Source organism: Acinetobacter sp. Ag2, assembly GCF_001005515.1.
GTDB classification, from domain to species: domain Bacteria; phylum Pseudomonadota; class Gammaproteobacteria; order Pseudomonadales; family Moraxellaceae; genus Acinetobacter; species Acinetobacter bereziniae.
The window spans coordinates 105,794-123,143 of sequence record NZ_LBNA01000049.1 but is presented as its reverse complement, the minus strand read 5'-3'; the positions used below and the strand labels follow the sequence as shown (position 1 = coordinate 123,143).

Annotated in this window: 11 protein-coding genes, 1 other RNA gene and 1 pseudogene; 6 read left to right on the top strand and 7 right to left on the bottom strand. The window is 37.6% G+C overall.

The window, feature by feature from the left end:
• Positions 1–60: 60 nt before the first annotated feature.
• A complete protein-coding gene (gene glpK / locus AAV97_RS10910) occupies positions 61–1,542 on the bottom strand; it encodes a glycerol kinase GlpK (RefSeq protein WP_046760580.1) in 1,482 nt (493 codons plus the stop codon).
• A gap of 130 nt (positions 1,543–1,672) precedes the next feature.
• On the opposite strand from glpK, the gene ssrA reads away from it, so the two are divergent.
• From ssrA to AAV97_RS10895, 4 genes and pseudogenes are all read left to right on the top strand, one after another.
• Positions 1,673–2,031: a transfer-messenger RNA gene (ssrA, locus tag AAV97_RS20890) on the top strand.
• A gap of 414 nt (positions 2,032–2,445) precedes the next feature.
• Positions 2,446–2,703 (top strand): annotated as a pseudogene (locus tag AAV97_RS21605) (BCCT family transporter); the annotation flags it as partial.
• 210 nt (positions 2,704–2,913) lie between these two features.
• Positions 2,914–4,974: a choline transporter gene (locus AAV97_RS10900; protein ID WP_005033340.1), complete on the top strand. Its 2,061-nt coding sequence runs from the start codon at positions 2,914–2,916 to the stop codon at positions 4,972–4,974.
• Between the two features lie 253 nt (positions 4,975–5,227).
• Positions 5,228–5,689, top strand: coding sequence for a hypothetical protein (locus tag AAV97_RS10895; RefSeq protein ID WP_171248712.1), 462 nt, complete (start codon positions 5,228–5,230; stop codon positions 5,687–5,689).
• A gap of 134 nt (positions 5,690–5,823) precedes the next feature.
• Here the strand turns inward: AAV97_RS10895 and AAV97_RS10890 are convergent, their stop codons facing one another.
• The 5 genes from AAV97_RS10890 to AAV97_RS10870 form a co-directional block, all read right to left on the bottom strand.
• A complete protein-coding gene (locus tag AAV97_RS10890; RefSeq protein ID WP_005033338.1) occupies positions 5,824–7,425 on the bottom strand; it encodes a bifunctional aspartate transaminase/aspartate 4-decarboxylase in 1,602 nt (533 codons plus the stop codon).
• A 54-nt stretch (positions 7,426–7,479) separates the two neighbouring features.
• Positions 7,480–9,165, bottom strand: a complete 1,686-nt coding sequence (aspT, locus tag AAV97_RS10885; protein WP_046760578.1) for an aspartate-alanine antiporter — start codon at positions 9,163–9,165, stop codon at positions 7,480–7,482.
• An 854-nt stretch (positions 9,166–10,019) separates the two neighbouring features.
• Positions 10,020–11,081 carry an alpha/beta hydrolase gene (locus tag AAV97_RS10880; protein WP_046760577.1) on the bottom strand — a complete coding sequence of 354 codons (1,062 nt, stop codon included), beginning with the start codon at positions 11,079–11,081 and terminating at the stop codon, positions 10,020–10,022.
• Between the two features lie 165 nt (positions 11,082–11,246).
• Positions 11,247–13,457 (bottom strand): TonB-dependent siderophore receptor, encoded by a 2,211-nt coding sequence (locus AAV97_RS10875; protein ID WP_046760576.1) that lies wholly within the window; start codon positions 13,455–13,457, stop codon positions 11,247–11,249.
• A 291-nt stretch (positions 13,458–13,748) separates the two neighbouring features.
• Complete coding sequence (locus tag AAV97_RS10870; protein WP_046760575.1) at positions 13,749–14,558, bottom strand: IclR family transcriptional regulator domain-containing protein; 810 nt, start codon at positions 14,556–14,558, stop codon at positions 13,749–13,751.
• A gap of 133 nt (positions 14,559–14,691) precedes the next feature.
• On the opposite strand from AAV97_RS10870, the gene pobA reads away from it, so the two are divergent.
• Complete coding sequence (pobA, locus tag AAV97_RS10865) at positions 14,692–15,906, top strand: 4-hydroxybenzoate 3-monooxygenase (RefSeq protein ID WP_046760574.1); 1,215 nt, start codon at positions 14,692–14,694, stop codon at positions 15,904–15,906.
• Positions 15,907–16,192: 286 nt separating this feature from the next.
• On the opposite strand, the gene AAV97_RS10860 is transcribed toward pobA, so the two are convergent.
• Positions 16,193–16,534: a winged helix-turn-helix transcriptional regulator gene (locus AAV97_RS10860; RefSeq protein WP_046760573.1), complete on the bottom strand. Its 342-nt coding sequence runs from the start codon at positions 16,532–16,534 to the stop codon at positions 16,193–16,195.
• Between the two features lie 134 nt (positions 16,535–16,668).
• Between AAV97_RS10860 and AAV97_RS10855 the strand changes: the two genes are divergently transcribed.
• On the top strand, positions 16,669–17,346 hold the full coding sequence (locus tag AAV97_RS10855) for a DsbA family protein (protein WP_046760572.1): 678 nt from the start codon (positions 16,669–16,671) through the stop codon (positions 17,344–17,346).
• The last annotated feature ends 4 nt before the right edge of the window (positions 17,347–17,350 follow it).

The window sequence follows — 17,350 nt, the reverse complement described above, 5'->3', positions numbered from 1 at the left end:
TAGCAACTGGGCAAAAGCTATCTTGAGTAAACATATCGCCCAGTTTCCAAAGAATACACTTTAACTAGACTTTGCTCTTTGTAAAGCATCATTCCATAAGCTTAAATGATACTCACGTTGATCATTGCTCATATTCGGCTCAAAAGCTCGATCTAACTGCCAAGATTCTGAAATTTCATTTAGATTAGTAAATACATTGGTTTTAAGACCTGCCATAGCTGCCGCTCCCCATGCGGTAGACTCCAAAAGCTTTGGACGTAATACAGGGACATTTAAAATGTCAGCTTGAAATTGCATCAGCATATCATTTTGGCTTGCTCCACCATCTACACGGAGTTCTTTTAAAGGCTGAGAAATATCCGACTGCATTGCTGTAAGGACGTCGGAAACTTGAAATGCGATAGATTCCAAAGCTGCTCTGGCAATATGTGACTTATTGGTTCCGCGTGACATGCCACAGAGTAATGCACGCGCATCACTGTCCCAATGCGGTGCCCCCAAACCTGTAAATGCAGGTACAAGCACAACACCATCAGTCGTGTTGACTTGGCATGCCAACTTTTCGACTTCAGCACTGTTTTTGATAATGCCTAAACCATCTCGCAACCATTGCACGATTGCTCCAGCCATAAACACACTGCCTTCAAGGGCATAGTTCGACTGGTTTTGACAGTTCCATGCTAAGGTCGTGAGCAGTTTATTTTGACTATACTGAATTTCGTTTCCTGTGTTGAATAGCATAAAGCAGCCCGTGCCATAGGTATTTTTTGCTGTACCTGCTTCAAAACAAGATTGACCAAATAGCGCAGATTGTTGATCACCTAATACACCGCAAATTGGAATTTCAGCACCCAATAACCCTGTCGCAGTATTGGCAATATAACAGTCTGATTGAATAATTTGAGGAAGCACACTTGGGGGAATATTAAATATTTCTAAGAGTTCTTGGTCCCATTGCTGAGTTTTTAAATCCATCAACATGGTACGAGACGCATTACTGGCTTCGATCACATGTTCTGAGCCTTGGGTTAAATTCCAGATCAGCCAACTGTCAATTGTTCCAAAAGCAACATGGTTTTGCTCAGCCAGTTGTCTTAATCCTTCAACATTGTCCAATAGCCAAACCAACTTTCCTGCACTGAAATAAGGATCAATTCTTAATCCTGTTTTTTTGTGAATTTTTTCAGATAAATTTTGCTGGCTCAATTGATTACACCAGTCAGTCGCACGTCGATCTTGCCAAACAATAGCAGGGGCAAGTGGCTTTCCATTTCTTTTGTCCCATACAACGGTTGTTTCGCGTTGATTGGTTAAGCCGAGGGCTTTGATGTCTTTGGCAAGTAATCTGGCAGAGGCAATCGCTTGTTGAACCACGGCAATTTGTGTGGTCCATATTTCCATCGCATCTTGTTCTACCCATCCCGAATGCGGCGTTTTGATTTGGATTTCACGTTGTGCTGAAGCATATACTTTTCCATGCTCATCAAAGATGATTGCACGGCTAGAGGTCGTTCCTTGATCAAGTGAGAGTAAATAGCTCATCTTTTTTATATTTGTCCCTTGAAAAATACTGATAGTAGCGCAATTATAGGACTAGGCGCATCATTTAGAATAAATGTCGTGAATTATCTGCTTAATTTACAACATTTATGTTATGATGAGTCTGTTATCTGGGGATGTTATTGGCTTCGACGCTGATGATGAAGCTCATAGATGCATGCCGAGAGCGCATTTTCTCTCGTAAATAAAATTTGCATATTTTAGTCGCAAACGACGAATCTTACGCTCTAGCTGCCTAAGGGCAGTTTGTCCGCTTCACTGAATACTTGTGGTCAGTGAACCCGACCGAAGCGCACGCACACAAGTCCGTATAAAGTCAAGCCTCGGGGCTTTGTACTAAATTTAGAGGATCGCGTTTTGTACCCTGTTCGTCGGGTCACTTAGCGTTAAAATAATTGACGATATCTAAGCATGTAGTATTCTCGAGTGTAGTGTTGGCGGACGCGGGTTCAACTCCCGCCATCTCCACCATATATCTAAAATCATATAAACTCTTATAACTTTATATGAATAACTAAGCCTTAAACTTCAACAGTTTAGGGCTTTTTAATGCCTAAATTACTATCACTAACATCATTTGAGAATAACGTACTATCAAGATATGATGTTACACAGGAGTGACACACGTGTAACAGGTGCTAAATGCTTTTAGATTCACAAGTAAAAATCTAAAAGCAAAAGAACAATAATATTCTCTTGATGATGAGGGCTTATCTATTGATTTCTACAGTAAGCTTCTTTATCAATTCTATTAGTCTTATTATCATAATCACCTCCACACAAGTACTAAAGATCAAAAAGGTTTCAATGACTCTGTTTCATTCATTCCGTTTATCTTGAATTAAGCTTCTCCAATCTATCTTTGAACCCGTATGTTAATAGGGTGTTGTGATTTGTTTCATATTGTTTTTGACTTTGTAGGTTCTGTTATACTCAGGTTGCAAATCTTTCCTCGAAAGGGGAAGTAATAAAAGTGTCTCAGCAATTTGATTACTCATTTTTTGGTCTGTAGTGATTAGTATCGTCTTTATCTGACAGTTGTTAATAGCAAGCTTCGGCTTACAAAGGGCAGTGATGCGCTTTGGTTTATTATTCTCCATCATCATTTTGCTGTTTATGTTTGGCTTAGCCAATACACTCAAATAGGATAAATTTAATCCTTTAGCAATGCGAGTGATCACGAAATTAACTCAGTTATCACATCATTACATCACTGAAAAATCAGAAACATTTTAAATTGGGTAAATAACTTTTGTTTTTCATTTTCTATTCAGATATTTATTTTCATTGATTAAGCGATGGAAAGATGTAGATGAATATTTTCTTTTTCTTCTCTAACTTCCTGAGGATTGTATGGCAACAGATAATCCAAGAGCAGTTGATGATGCTGCATTAGCAAATAAAGACCATTTAAATCGTGTGGTCTTTTATATTTCAGCTCTACTTATTTTAACATTTGCACTTGTTACGATTTTATTTAACGACTTTGCCAATCATTTATTGAATGTTGTGTTGGCGTGGGTCAGTGATAAATTCAGCTGGTACTATTTATTAGCTGCAACATTGTACTTAGTCTTTGTGATTTTTATCGCTTTCTCACGTTATGGCGATATCAAACTTGGTCCAAAGCATTCGAAACCTGAGTTTAGTCTATTAAGTTGGTCTGCGATGCTGTTCGCTGCTGGAATTGGGACCGACTTAATGTTCTTCTCGGTTGCAGAACCGTTATCGCATTATATGAATCCACCCATAGGTGAAGGACAGACTTATGAAGCTGCACGTCAGGGCATGGTTTGGACATTATTCCACTATGGCTTAACAGGGTGGGGGATGTACGCCTTGGTGGGGATGGCATTGGGATATTTTAGTTACCGCTATAATTTGCCATTAACGATTCGTTCTGCACTATATCCAATCTTTGGTAAAAAAATTGATGGTCCTATTGGGCATACGGTTGATATTGCTGCTGTGATCGGAACGATCTTTGGTATTGCTACCACCTGTGGTATTGCAGTAGTTCAGATTAATTATGGTCTTCATGTGCTGTTGGATATCCCAGAGAATCTCTGGATTCAGATTGCGCTGATTTTAGTTGCTGTGATTGTGACTATTATTTCAGTCACCGCTGGTGTAAATAAAGGCATCAAGGTTTTGTCTGAAATTAATATCTATGCCGCAATTGGCTTGATGCTGTTCGTATTGTTCCTTGGGAATACCGAATTTCTGCTCAATGCACTGGTACAAAACTTTGGTGATTATATTAGTCGCTTCCCGAGTTTAGCTTTAGAAAGTTTTGCCTTTGATCGACCAAAAGACTGGATGAATAGCTGGACCTTGTTCTTCTGGGCATGGTGGGTAGCTTGGTCTCCATTTGTCGGATTATTTCTGGCGAGGATTTCTCGCGGTCGTACAATCCGTGAATTCGTTTGTGGAACTTTGATCATTCCTCTGTTGTTCACTATCACATGGTTGTCTATTTTCGGTAATAGTGCCTTACATAGTGTGATCTTTGATGGTAATAGCACACTGGCACAAACCGTATTAACCAATCCTGCACATGGCTTTTATGACTTACTTGCTCAGTATCCAGGCTTTGCCTTTATTGCCAGTATTGCCACCATTACAGGTTTACTTTTCTACGTGACTTCAGCAGATTCAGGCGCTTTGGTACTCGGGAACTTCACGACCAAATTTTCTAGTGTTGATCATGATGCCCCACGTTGGTTGCGTATCTTCTGGGCTACTGCAATTGGCTTACTGACGGTAGCCATGCTTATGGCGAACGGAATCACCGCCTTGCAAAGTGCAACAGTCATTATGGGATTACCCTTCAGTTTTGTCATGTTGTTAGTGATGGCAGGTTTGTATAAATCCTTGCGCTTGGAAGATTATCGTAAAGCGAGTCGTAGTCCAAATGCAGCACCTGTAGTAGGGAATGTTGATATTCTAAACTGGAAGCAACGTTTGTCTCGTGTCATGTTTCATCCTGGTAGTCGTGAAACACTGAGTATGCTCGATAGCGTGTGTAAACCTGCGGTTCAGACGGTTGCAGATGAGTTGGTTAAACGTGGCATGAGTATCGAAGTAACGCAAGGAGAGGTCGAAGATAGTGATACCTTGTATCATCTTGATTTAACCATCTACATCGAAGAAGAGTTTAATTTTATTTATCAGATCTGGCCTGTGCGTTATATCACACCGACCTTTAGTGAGCGTGGTAAACGCGGTATGCAATATTACTATCGTTTAGAAACTTTCTTGTACGAAGGTTCGCAGGACAATGACTTGGTCGGATACACCAAAGAGCAGGTGATTAATGATATTTTAGATAAGTACGAACGTCATATGACCTTTTTACATATCAATCGAATTAGCCCCGGAAATCGTCCTTTGTATCCTGACTCACAAGACTAATGTTTTGATATAAAACTCCCTCGATTAAGTATGTTCTACTTAAGGGGGGAGTTCAGTAAGCGTCTAAGTTAAAATCCATTTTCAATACATGGGTTTTGGCGAAAGTCTAAAAATCGTTGTGAGAGCTCAATGAGTAGAATAAGCTAAGCCGTTGAGAAAAAGACTAATGCAATAGACAGCTAAGTGGTTCTTTTATTTGTTAAGATTGGGTAAAATTACAGCAAATTTAGCACTTTATAAAATGGAAATTAGCATGTTGAACAAAATTTTACTGATTGCCTTAGCGGTATTGCCAGTATTTGCACAAGCACAAAGCTTCAAATACACAAACACCGAGTCTGGTTTTAAAAATTATCAGGGACAAGCTACTTTAACAGGAAAATTTTCACGTAATTTAGACCCTGAATATGTGGATTATATGGGGGATGATATTTGCTTTGAACCCAATAAAACCTCGGCTGCACTGATACCACGTCCAAAAGGTGACACACGAGATGTATGGTTTTGCTTTAGCAACTTTGATGCAGCAAAAAAGACTTTTAAGTTACCAGACAATATTAAAAAAGGTTATTGCCAATATGAAGGACAGGCAACGATTCAAATTAAAGACTATCATTTATTTATAGAGGAAACTGAAGGTTTTGATTCAACTCAATTAGTTTCAGCGACCAATATTACTCCTGCAAAAGCAATAAAATGTAAAGTGCAGAATTAAGACTGTTTGCATACTGTGATGAGATTTGATCGCCACAGGTAAATAGTGCTTAACTTGGGTAGCCATTCGCAAACAAAAAAGATCGCATTAATGCGATCTTTTTCTTTTAAAACGAATACTTAAGCTATCCATGCTTATTTATTCTTTTTGCTGATTTTTTTATATTCTTCATATGCCTCCTCAGCAAATTTGCGTAATGAAGCTCCGATCGCAGCGTATTGGAACTCATTTAAATTGGCAAGCGAGGCACGTGCAGAAGGGTGTTGAACACCAAAACCTGAACCCGGAAGCAGCACTACACCTGTTTCATCAGCAACTCGGAAAAGTAATTCTGTTGGATTCTTATTTTTCATCACCCAATCAGCAAACGCATCACCATATAGTTTTCTTGAGGTATTTTCTAAATTGACCAAGGTATAGTAATCAACAGCGTTTGGATCTTGTGGAACTTCAACGCCAAGCTGTCTATACAGGGCAGCATCACGTTCTCTTACCACAGATTTCACTGCTTTTTTATAACTTTGACGAGAGTCCATCATATTGAATAATGCAAACAGGACCATTTGTACTTGTTGAGGTGTGGATAAACCAGCTGTATGATTCAATGCGACGTTTCGACTATCTGCGACCAGACGGTCAATAAACTTAATACTAGATGGATCTGTGGTGAGGGATGAGTAACGTTCTTCGAGCTCTTTCTTGTCTTTTTTAGAAAGTGCCGCAATTTTTTTATCTAAAATATTATGATTACTCAAGGCAATGACACCCAAACGCCAACCTGTCGCGCCAAAATATTTAGAGAAAGAATAAACCAGAATGGTATTGTCAGGGCAAATCGCAAACAAAGATTTAAAATTATCAGCAAATGTTCCATAAACGTCATCAGTTAAGATAATTAGATCAGGGCGTTTTTTGACAATATCAGCCAAAATCGCTAAGCCTTCATCACTCATTTTAACCGAAGGTGGGTTACTTGGATTGACCAAGAAAAAGGCTTTGATTGATGGATCTTCTAATTTTCTTAACTCTGATTCAGGGTATTGCCAACCTAGATTTGGATCAGCCTCGATCAACACCTCTTCAAGTTGATAATCGTTAAGTTTGGGAATTTCAAGATAAGGGGTAAAGATAGGAGAACCTATGGCAATACGATCACCATGTGAAATAATCTTATTTTCTTTTAATGAGTTAAAGATATAAGCCATTGCAGCCGTCCCCCCTTCAACTGCAAATAAATCGAGTTCCTCTTTAGGCATACCTTGGACGCCCATTTCACGTAAAACGTATTCTTTGATAATTTTTTCACTGACTTTGAGCATTCGATCAGGAACTGGATAATTACAGCCGAGAATACCTTCGACCATTTCAAGTAAAAAAGCATCTGGATCGAGTCCTAATTGATCACGCACATAAGAAATCGCTTTCCCAAGAAAAACAACACCAGGTTTGTCGCGATTTTCTAAAACGAAATGATCAAAGCGTGATTGCAATCCTTCTGCACGGGGAAATCCACCAAGCCCTTCTGGCATATAGGAAAAAGAAAATTCTGATTCAGTGGCTGAAAATAGACCCAATTGGAAAAATGCACGACGTGGAATGGTTGCGAGAAAATTGGGATTGCCTCGTCCAGCATTGAGCATCATACGGTCAGTATGGCTTTGTGCCAAAGCAATCAATTCATCTTTAAGTTCAAATGGGCTGAGTTTTGCGTATTTTGAATAATCAACGTTCCCCATGGGAAGTCTCCTTCATTATATTGATATCAATGTGTTTGGGATTTATAAATTTATTTATGCTAAACCAACAATCAGTGGGCCGAGCAGGGTCAAAAATACATTTGCGAGTGCATATGTAATTGCAAATGGAACAGTTGGAATCGAATTTCCAGCTTTGTCTAGTACGCCACCAAAAGCAGGATTGGCACTTCGTGAGCCTGTTAATGCTCCTGCCATTACCGCGACATTGTCATAACGAAGGACATAACGGGCAAAGAGCATGGAAAGAATAAGTGGGACTAGGGTAACCACAACCCCAATCATAAAGAGCGATAAGCCACTTTCTTTAATGGTTTGAATAGCCTGTAGCCCTGATTGCAGTCCAACAGCAGCAACAAAACCAGCAAGACCGAGATCTTTAAGTAGTTGTGAAGCGGCTAAGGGCATGTTGCCATGCACTTGATTTCGGCTACGAAGCCAACCGAAGAGTAGACCTGAAAGCAGAGCACCACCACCTGCGCCAAGCGTTAAAGGTACATCCCCAATTCGGATAACAAATAAACCAATGACCAAACCAACGACTAAGCCAGCGCCGTGAAAAATCCAATCTGTTTTTAAACTCTCAGGTAAGGCTTTTCCTGCTTCTTTGACTAAACGATCAAGATCACTTTTTGTTCCATAGACAGTCACGACATCACCTTGGTGAAGTACAGTATCATCACTCAACCTTTGAGCTTCACTGTTACGTTTAATCGCAAGGATATAAATGCCATGTTTTAAATAATCTGGCGTATTGGTCTTAATATCACCAAGTGTGCGGTTGGCATATTTTGAATTTCTCAAAATAACATCGGTCGTATCCATGATCATTTCCATACCTTGTGAGGACTGTAATTCAGATCCGATAGACGCAGCGATGGAAACAATACTTGCTCGTCGACCCACTACGAGCACAACATCATCTTTTTGTAAGCTGATGTCAGGGCTAACATCTATAAACTGATCTTTACGTTTCAATCGTTCAATGGTCACACTTGGGGCAATGGTTTCAAGTTCTGCAATAGTTTGTCCCGCGGCTTGTTTGACTTTGTAGATTCGTCCAACAATTTCAGGCATTGCCAGTTCTTGACCTGGTGCAAGTTCAAAAGCACCTTTTAACTGTTCTGCTTGTGCCTTCAAGGCATCATCATGTATTTCTCGACCCATGAATTTTGGTAGAAGATTTACACAGACAATAATGGCACCCAATGAGCCAAAAATATAAGTTACAGCATATCCAATCGCAACATTGGCTTGGAGCTTTTGGATTTCTGCAAGTGGTAAATCTAAACGAGAAATTGCATCTCCTGCTGTACCGATGATTGCGGATTGAGTCATTCCACCTGCTGCAAGCCCAGCGGCTAAACCTTTATCCAGATTAAAGATTTTTGCCATTGCTAAAACAGTGATCAGACCACATACTGCCATAAAGATCGCCAACAGAATTTCTTTAATAGATTGTGGACCGAGTGATTTAAAAAACTGTGGACCACTTTCAAAGCCAACTGCATAAATAAATAGAGCAAAAAGAATGGCTTTTACGCCATTGTCTATGGGAACACCAATCAAGCTCAGAATTACTGCGACAAGCAATGATCCTGCAACCCCCCCAAATTGAAACTTACCGAATTGAAATTGACCGATCCAAAAACCTATTGCTAAAGATAAGAATAATAGGATTTCTGGACTATGTTTTAACTCGCCTTGTAGCCATTCAATCATTTTACGGCCCACCTTTATTATTTAATCTATATTTGATAATGAAATAAGATATTTAAATTTTTGCCTTCAATGAAAATACTATTTAGTTAAAGCGCTGTAAATTTTTAGGTTTATATTTAAATTATTTCATCATCATTTTTTGTTGAATTTAAATATACAGCGAATATAAAATTATTCTTAAGGGATTGCATTCTTATGATTGATTAAAGTTTTAATTGTCTAACAATTTATTATTTAGAGGTTATTTTTAATAAGTAAATTTAAATAATTAAATTAGATTAAAGAAGTTATTATAATAATTTAATAGTTTTTTGTTGCTTTTAAAGCAGTTTTATTATCTTTTTATTCTTATTAAGTATATGAAAATTTAAGTAATATATTTATCTTTTGTTTTTTGTCTTAATGCTGTTGCTAATGTGTATCCGTAGGTAAATTATAGCCAATATATGAATATTTCAATTTTTTTATTGAGTGGTAATGCGTGTGAATTATTTTAATCGTGGAATTATAAATTGTAGTCATTATATGAATAATTTGTGAGTTTAATAAGGTAAAAATAATAATCTGTGATTTTATTTTTGTTTTTGTGGAATCGTATATTTTAAAAAGTGAGTGGTAAGTGGTTTAAATTATGATAAGCATACTGATCTGAATAAAATGATGGATATATCGTTTTAATTAATAATCTTGGGGTGAAGTGAATTAACAATAGTCTGATTTATTTAATAAAAATTAATTAATTGTGAATTATAGAGATAAGCAACTTAAACAATGACAGAGTGGTAGTAGAGGTCTAAATACCACCCTATATTGAATAAAAATGACAGCCATATACTATGAGGAAAAACTAGCTTTTAGGATGTGCTTTTGGATTGCCATTGTGGGTAAATCGAGAGAATATAGCGCTGAAACTGTTGTGTTACTTTAGGATTATTTGAGCGTTTTAAATAGTCAAAAACGGCATTTAAATAAACTTCACTCGGTTGTAATTCAAAGCCTAAATTTTGACTGAGTTGAGTGTAATGTTGTTTGACCAGATCTGGATTTTCAGGAATTGATTTAATATTGATCTGCATGCCTTCAAAAATATAACGCAAACCGTCAAGGTTACCTTTCAATGGTACAGTACCGTGATCCTCGCCTTCATATTGGATATATTTATAGTTCAAATGTGCAAAGGGTTGTTGAGTTAAATATTGATTGAATTTTTGAATACCATTGTAATGGCTGTCCAAACTGGTGGTATTTTCACTACTGCCGACTTGTGTTAAGAATAGTTTTTTATGCTGAAAATCTTTGTGCTTTACTTCCTTAAAACGCTTGAGCATGATTTCATCATCCCACCAAATACTGGGATCATGCACAATATAAGCTTGAATATTTTTGTGACCATTGAGCATATGATTCAGTGCAGTGATTCCTCCAAAAGAATGACCAATCAATACATTTAAGCCATTAGTACGATATTTTTTTTCTACGTCAGGCATAAGCTCTGTTTCTAAAAAATTAAAGAAAGCAAGATTTCCACCAGTTTTACCTTCGATCAGCCGTCCTTCTTTAATTTGAGGCTTTTGCGGTGTAGGTGTTAAGTCACGTGCTCGATCTGTATTGACTATGCCGATAACCACCATTTCAGGTATTGAGGGATAAGGAGACTTAGATAATTTTTCAATAATCCCTGTCACATAATGGAAGTTACTTTCACTGTCTAAAAGGTATACAACAGGGTATTTTTGATTGGGATATTGATTATAGCTGGCTGGTAGATAGACCTGAATTGCTCTTTTTTCATTTAATACAGTGGACACGAAGTTGTGTGTTTCTCCAATTTTGATGCTGCTATCCGCAAAACTGGGTATTGAGATTTGCATAGACAATACGCCCAAAGCCAAGTAGAGAAAAGTTTTCTTGATCATAGAAAGATCCATTCTATATTTGTGATGTCATCACACCAATTTAAAAAGTAAACACTTGCTCAATCAGCAGCAGGTATTATATGTAAATCAATAGTTAGAGTATTGATCATGATGGGACTGGACCCATGCATGGTGCTTTAATGACGTTTTAAATCAAATTCATTTTTAAAATTTATATTGAATTGATGCGGTATAACGTCGTGGATCGCCATAAGTATTTGCCCACGTATTTAGACGGTATTTTTCATCAGTTAAATTACTGACATTTAGTCCAAGATTAAGATCTTTGTTGATTGCATAACGAGCCATTACATCAACTAAGCCAAAGGATTTTTGACGAAAAGCTTCATAATTTAGACCTGTTTTACTTTTATCATAAAATTCATTTTGCCAATTTACACCTGCACCAACGGTTAATTTATTTTCCATCATGGGTAAGTTGTAGGTGGTGAATAATTTAAATTGTTGTGTAGGGCGATCGGTATTGATACGTTGACCATTTTTATCTTTCGTTTCAGCTTGGGTATAGCCTGCTTGAATATTCCATTCAGGTAAAATTTGCCCTGAAATTTCAAGTTCAAAACCTTGAGTTTTTGCACCTTTGACGCCGTGATAATAAGTTGATCCCGCTGTTGTCCATCCATTGATGACAGCTTGATCTGTATCACTATATTTTCCAGCAGATTCAGCAACATTATCCATTTTTGCTTGAAAATAAGCGGCACTCATATTTAATCGGTCATCATAAAAACTTGCTTTAAACCCGCCTTCATAATTGTCACCTTGCTGTGGGGCTAACATATTGTATGCATAATCACGGTTGGTTTGCGGTAAGAAAATATTGGTATAACTCGCATAAGCAGTAAGATATGAGGAGATATCAAAAGTAATCCCTGCATAAGGTGTAAATTGATTGGATTCTTTTATTTTAGAATCTGAAACTGTATTTCTAACTGTATTTGTAGAATGGGTTTTTAAATCATAATTGGACAAACGCCCACCCACAATAATATGTAAGGAATCAATCGGATTAAGTCGAGTTGCAAGATAGTAGCCACTTTGCTGATAGTCTTTATTACTTACACCAGTCGCAATGCGAGCTTCTGGCGGGAGAGCAATTTGTCCATTCCATGTGTTTAAGTTAATCGTATCTTTACTACTATATCCTGCATAAGCATTGTTATTACTCTTTAGATTTTGATAACTTGCACCAAGCATCAATTCATGTTCACGTCCTAAAAGAGAGTAGTCGCCAGTGACTGAAATATCTAAGCTATGTTCTTCTGGGCTGAAATCATTTTGCGATGCTGCAAGTGATGCAGTCATTTTGGTGTAGTCGACTTGGGCAACACCAATGACACCATATAAAGCATTAATGTCTTGTTTGGTATAATTATAATTGGCTTGAATTTTCCAACGATTGTTGAATTCATGTTTTAACTCAGTAAATAAATTGAGTGTATCCACATTGCTATAAGCCCAACGTGCATTGGGGTTAAATTCACGATTGAACGGCATCAATGTGCCATCATCACCAAATACAGTAATCCCGTGTACACCTTGTCCATTGAGACGAGAGCGACTGAGTAGAGAACCAACACTGAACTGCGTTTTTTCGCTGAGATCTGCATCAACTACTGTATAAAGTGTGACATCACGTTGATCTCCCCAATCACGCCATGAATTGCTTTGACCATAAGCAGCGACGACTCGTCCACGGACCTCTCCTGACGATGTTAAGGCACTTTGCGCATCAAACGTTGAGCGAATCGCTTGATCTGATCCTACATTGAGTTGAATCTGACCTGTTGGTGTAGTACTGGTTGCATGTTTACGATTGAGATTAATACTGGCACTTGGATAACCTGCACCATTGGTGAGTCCAGCAGCACCTTTGAGTACGGTAATATTTTCATAAATAATGGGATTTAAATTGCTGAGAGATGAACCATTTTTGCCACTGGTTGCAGGAGAGGTCATTACACCATCTACCTGATAGTTCAAGATTTGATTTCCCCGTGCATAATAGAATGTGTATTCTCCACCATTCCCAACTGCACCTTGTGCACCATAGCGTTGTACATAAATGCCAGGTGTTTGTGATAAAACTTCTTCAACGGTATTTAAATTTTGATCTTCGATATGTTGGCTGGTCATCACCGTTACGGATTGTGGAGTTTCCTTCAAGGTCAGATCAAGCTTCGTTGCTGCTCGAGATTTTCTTTCAGTATATCCCGTGGTTTTTTCTGTATCGGCTTTTACTTCGATTGTTGGCAATTGTGTTGAGAAGTCTTCTGCGATTGCGGTACAACTGATCAAGGTGAGAGAGCTGAAAAGAACATGACGTACAGATAAGCTTAGTGTTGAAAGTTTCATTGGAATAAATTTTTTATAAAGATGCTAGTGATAATTATTATCATTTAAAATAAGGGTAAAAATCAATAAAGATTTATGCTCTTTTTAAATTTTTAATTTATTTACTTGAGGTAAGTCATTGAGCATCAATATTTTTCAAATAAGATCGAACAGTTAATAGTGCTTATTATTAATATATTCTTCCATTAAGTAGAGAATTGCTTAATCGGGCGAAGCTTGGTGAATATGAAGCAATCTCATTCAATTGAGCTGGGATAATGATACAGGTTAGGCTAAAATATAAGTATGATTTTAAATCATACATCTTAATTCATAAGCTGTATTTCTCAGTAAAGGCAAAATTTGCTGAAGCAGTTGTTCATCAGTCATCCGATGAGTTTGTGCAATACAGTTTAGCGCTGCGACGGCATCACCTTGACCATTTAAAACAGGAACGGCAATCGCAATAACACCGAATTCATGCTCTTCTTTTGATAAACAATAATCTTGTTTTTGTACTTGATTTAATACTTGATAAAACTGAGTTTCATCTTGGATGGTATAAGCAGTAAGTCTTTTTAAACCATATTTGTTCAGCCATTTTTTTTGCTCTTCTGGACGCAGTGCTGCCAGTAAAACCTTACCTGTTGAAGTTGCATGAGCAGGTAAGCGATTACCCAAATGCATGCCGTACGGACTTACGCGTAGATTATCTTGTTGGGGTAAATAACTTCGTGCAATTGGTACAACTTCATGTTCATCTAAAACCACCAATGAAAAAGTCAAACCTGTTTGTGCACTCAATAAATTTAAAATTGGTTGTACAACTTTAGGGAGATGAGCAGAACTCAGATAAGAGCTCGATAAGCGTAATACTTTGTGTGTTAACCAGAAATAATGATCATCACTTTCTAAATAACCTAAATATTTTAAAGTTCTTAAATATCTTCGAGCTGCTGTGCGGCTTAATCCAGTACGTTCAGCAACTTGAGTCGAATTGAGTTTTTGACGATCAATACCAAAAGCTTCAAGTAAACTCAGTCCTTTGGCAAGTCCAGCGATGTAGTCGTCCTGCTTAATGGTTTCACCTGAAATTTCATTTTTGACTAAATCGTATCTCATCGTTCATTCATTCTCGATTGTATTTGACCGATATACGGTCATTGTTACCACTATACGGTGATTATCCAGTTTTCACCATATCAAAAGTACAGCAAAGAAATTAATTTAAGTGTCAGGATATGGAGAAAATATTATGGAAAATTTAACCACACAAGTTGCGATTATTGGTTCAGGACCAGCAGGGTTATTGCTTGGACAACTGTTGTTTAAAGCGGGCATCTCCCATGTGATTATTGAACAACGTAGTGCTGAATATGTAGCTGCACGCATTCGAGCAGGCATTCTTGAACAGGTCTCTGTAGATTTATTAGCCCAAGCGGGTGTGGACAAGAACTTAAAAAAGCTTGGACTGCCACATGATGGTATTGAAATTTTAACCAATGGCTTAAAGTATCGTGTCGATTTAGCTGAATTAACTCAGGGGAAGCAAGTTACGGTTTACGGACAAACGGAAGTCACAAAAGATTTAATGCATGCTCGTGAAGCGGCAGGTTTACCTACTTACTATGAAGCTGAGCATGTACAAATTCATGATTTTGAGCAAAACCCGTATGTTAGCTTTCAGCATAATGGTCAATCGTACCAGCTCAGATGTGATTTTATTGCAGGCTGTGATGGCTATCATGGGGTTTGTCGTGCAAGTGTGCCTCAAGATAGAATCAAAACTTTTGAAAAGATTTACCCATTCGGTTGGTTAGGTGTACTTGCAGATGTACCCCCTGTATCAAATGAGTTGATCTATGTGCAGTCAGAACGGGGCTTTGCTTTATGTAGTATGCGTTCTCAAACACGGAGTCGATATTATTTGCAAGTCCCTGTGACAGATCATGTTGATGAATGGTCGGATGAAAGATTTTGGAATGAATTAAAAAATCGTTTGGATGAAGAAAGCCGTGAAAAAATAGTAACAGGGGCTTCCCTTGAAAAAAGTATTGCACCTTTACGTAGTTTTGTGACAGAGCCAATGCGATTTGGAAAATTATTTTTGGCAGGTGATGCCGCGCATATAGTACCTCCTACAGGTGCAAAAGGTTTAAATTTAGCCGCCTCTGATATTGCTTATTTATCACATGCTTTGATTGATTTTTATCACAATGACTCGGAGAAAGGCATTGAAGAATATTCTGAAAAATGCTTGAAGCGAGTATGGAAAGCGGAACGTTTTTCATGGTGGATGACGCATTTACTGCATCGTTTTGAAACAGAAAGCGAGTTTGATCATAAAATTAAACAGGCTGAATTGAATTATATTTTAGAATCAAATGCTGGATTAACCACATTGGCAGAAAACTATGTCGGTTTACCTTATGAAATTAAAAGTTTTAATGCTGAGAAATCTATGGATTAATGCAAATTGATTTGCACTATAATATTGAATGTGATGATCCATTAAGTAGTAAAATTTCTGTGGAATTCAAAAGTATTTGCGCTATTCAGCCAACAAATAATTTTAGATTTTGCAAATGGTTCCATGTATGACATCAAATTAAACGTGAGATATTAAAGAATGTAAACGTTAAGCGTGTCATCTCGCCACATCTAACCCGAAGGAAAAACGTGGCTGTTAAAGTTAATTTATAATTTTGAATCAACGATCCTCATGGTAGGATCGTTAAGATCATTCTGCAAGCAACTTAATTGCTATTCTGCTCTATCCAATGCACCAAGTCATAAATTTTTTCAGCGACCTCAACACCTTTAGTTTCAGATAAAGAGTATTCAACATGCGGTGGAATGACAGGAAATTCTTTACGCACAACAAAACCATCATTTTCTAAATCACGTAAAGTTTGGGTCAGCATTTTTTCGCTGATACCATCAATTCTACGTCTCAATTCACTGAAACGATGCGTGCCTCTTCTCAAACAAAACATCACCAGTACGCCCCAACGATTAGTTAAATGCATTAGTTGCATTCGAGACGGGCAATTTTTTGATAAAACATTTGCTGCTAAACAGGACGTGTCAGTTTTCATAGATTTTCCAAGATCAAGTCACTTACTTTTTTGTAAGTACTTACAAAAAGTAATTGTCTTCTTTACTATAACAAATATCAGCTGAAATGTGTTTTGCATATTTCGAAAGTCTATCTATTTCTAAGAGGAAGTTTATGGCGTCTCCGATTCTGCACTGGATTATTGATCCGATTTGTGGCTGGAGTTATGGTGCATTGCTTTTGATAAATGCAATTGAGGAAGGTTTTCCAAATCTTCAACGCTTACATCTTGGTGGTTTATATAGTGAAGATCATCAACCACAAATGACGGCTGCAATGCGTGCACAAATTATTCATTATGATGAGCAAATCCATCAACTCACTGGCGTAAACTTTGGTGACGATTATAAAAATGGCTTGCTCAAAGACAGCACCTTGAAGATGAACTCAATTCCTGCAACACATGCATTGTTAAGTATCAAGCAGGCGCTGGGTCATGATTCGATGATGGTGTTATTAAATTTAATACAACAAGCTTACTATCTGAAAGGCTTAAATGTCACACAATATAGTGTGCTTGCTCAGCTCGTTGCTGAACTGGGTATTAGCCCTGAACAGTGGTCAAAATACTTAGAAGCTGTGGATCAAAATCAGCTAGATCAACACATAGATCAAACACGTCAACTGTTATCACGTGTACGAGGACAAGGTTTTCCTACAGTGGTTTTTGAAAACCAACATGCGGAGATTGGTCAGCTTCCTATTCATGGTTTTTATAATAAACCACAGGATTTGGTACGTTTTGTAGAGCAACAATTACTTAAAACTTCATTTAATTCTAAAGAGAGATAAGGCA

Bases quoted from the DNA above. Each gene is read 5' to 3' on its own strand.
- glpK (WP_046760580.1), bottom strand. From the start codon at position 1,542: ATGAGCTATTTACTCTCACTTGATCAAGGAACGACCTCTAGCCGTGCA.
- AAV97_RS10895 (WP_171248712.1), top strand. From the start codon at position 5,228: ATGTTGAACAAAATTTTACTGATTGCCTTAGCGGTATTGCCAGTATTT.
- AAV97_RS10870 (WP_046760575.1), bottom strand. From the start codon at position 14,558: ATGAGATACGATTTAGTCAAAAATGAAATTTCAGGTGAAACCATTAAG.
- pobA (WP_046760574.1), top strand. From the start codon at position 14,692: ATGGAAAATTTAACCACACAAGTTGCGATTATTGGTTCAGGACCAGCA.
- AAV97_RS10855 (WP_046760572.1), top strand. From the start codon at position 16,669: ATGGCGTCTCCGATTCTGCACTGGATTATTGATCCGATTTGTGGCTGG.
- AAV97_RS10860 (WP_046760573.1), bottom strand. From the start codon at position 16,534: ATGAAAACTGACACGTCCTGTTTAGCAGCAAATGTTTTATCAAAAAAT.
- AAV97_RS10880 (WP_046760577.1), bottom strand. From the start codon at position 11,081: ATGATCAAGAAAACTTTTCTCTACTTGGCTTTGGGCGTATTGTCTATG.
- AAV97_RS10900 (WP_005033340.1), top strand. From the start codon at position 2,914: ATGGCAACAGATAATCCAAGAGCAGTTGATGATGCTGCATTAGCAAAT.
- AAV97_RS10890 (WP_005033338.1), bottom strand. From the start codon at position 7,425: ATGGGGAACGTTGATTATTCAAAATACGCAAAACTCAGCCCATTTGAA.
- aspT (WP_046760578.1), bottom strand. From the start codon at position 9,165: ATGATTGAATGGCTACAAGGCGAGTTAAAACATAGTCCAGAAATCCTA.
- AAV97_RS10875 (WP_046760576.1), bottom strand. From the start codon at position 13,457: ATGAAACTTTCAACACTAAGCTTATCTGTACGTCATGTTCTTTTCAGC.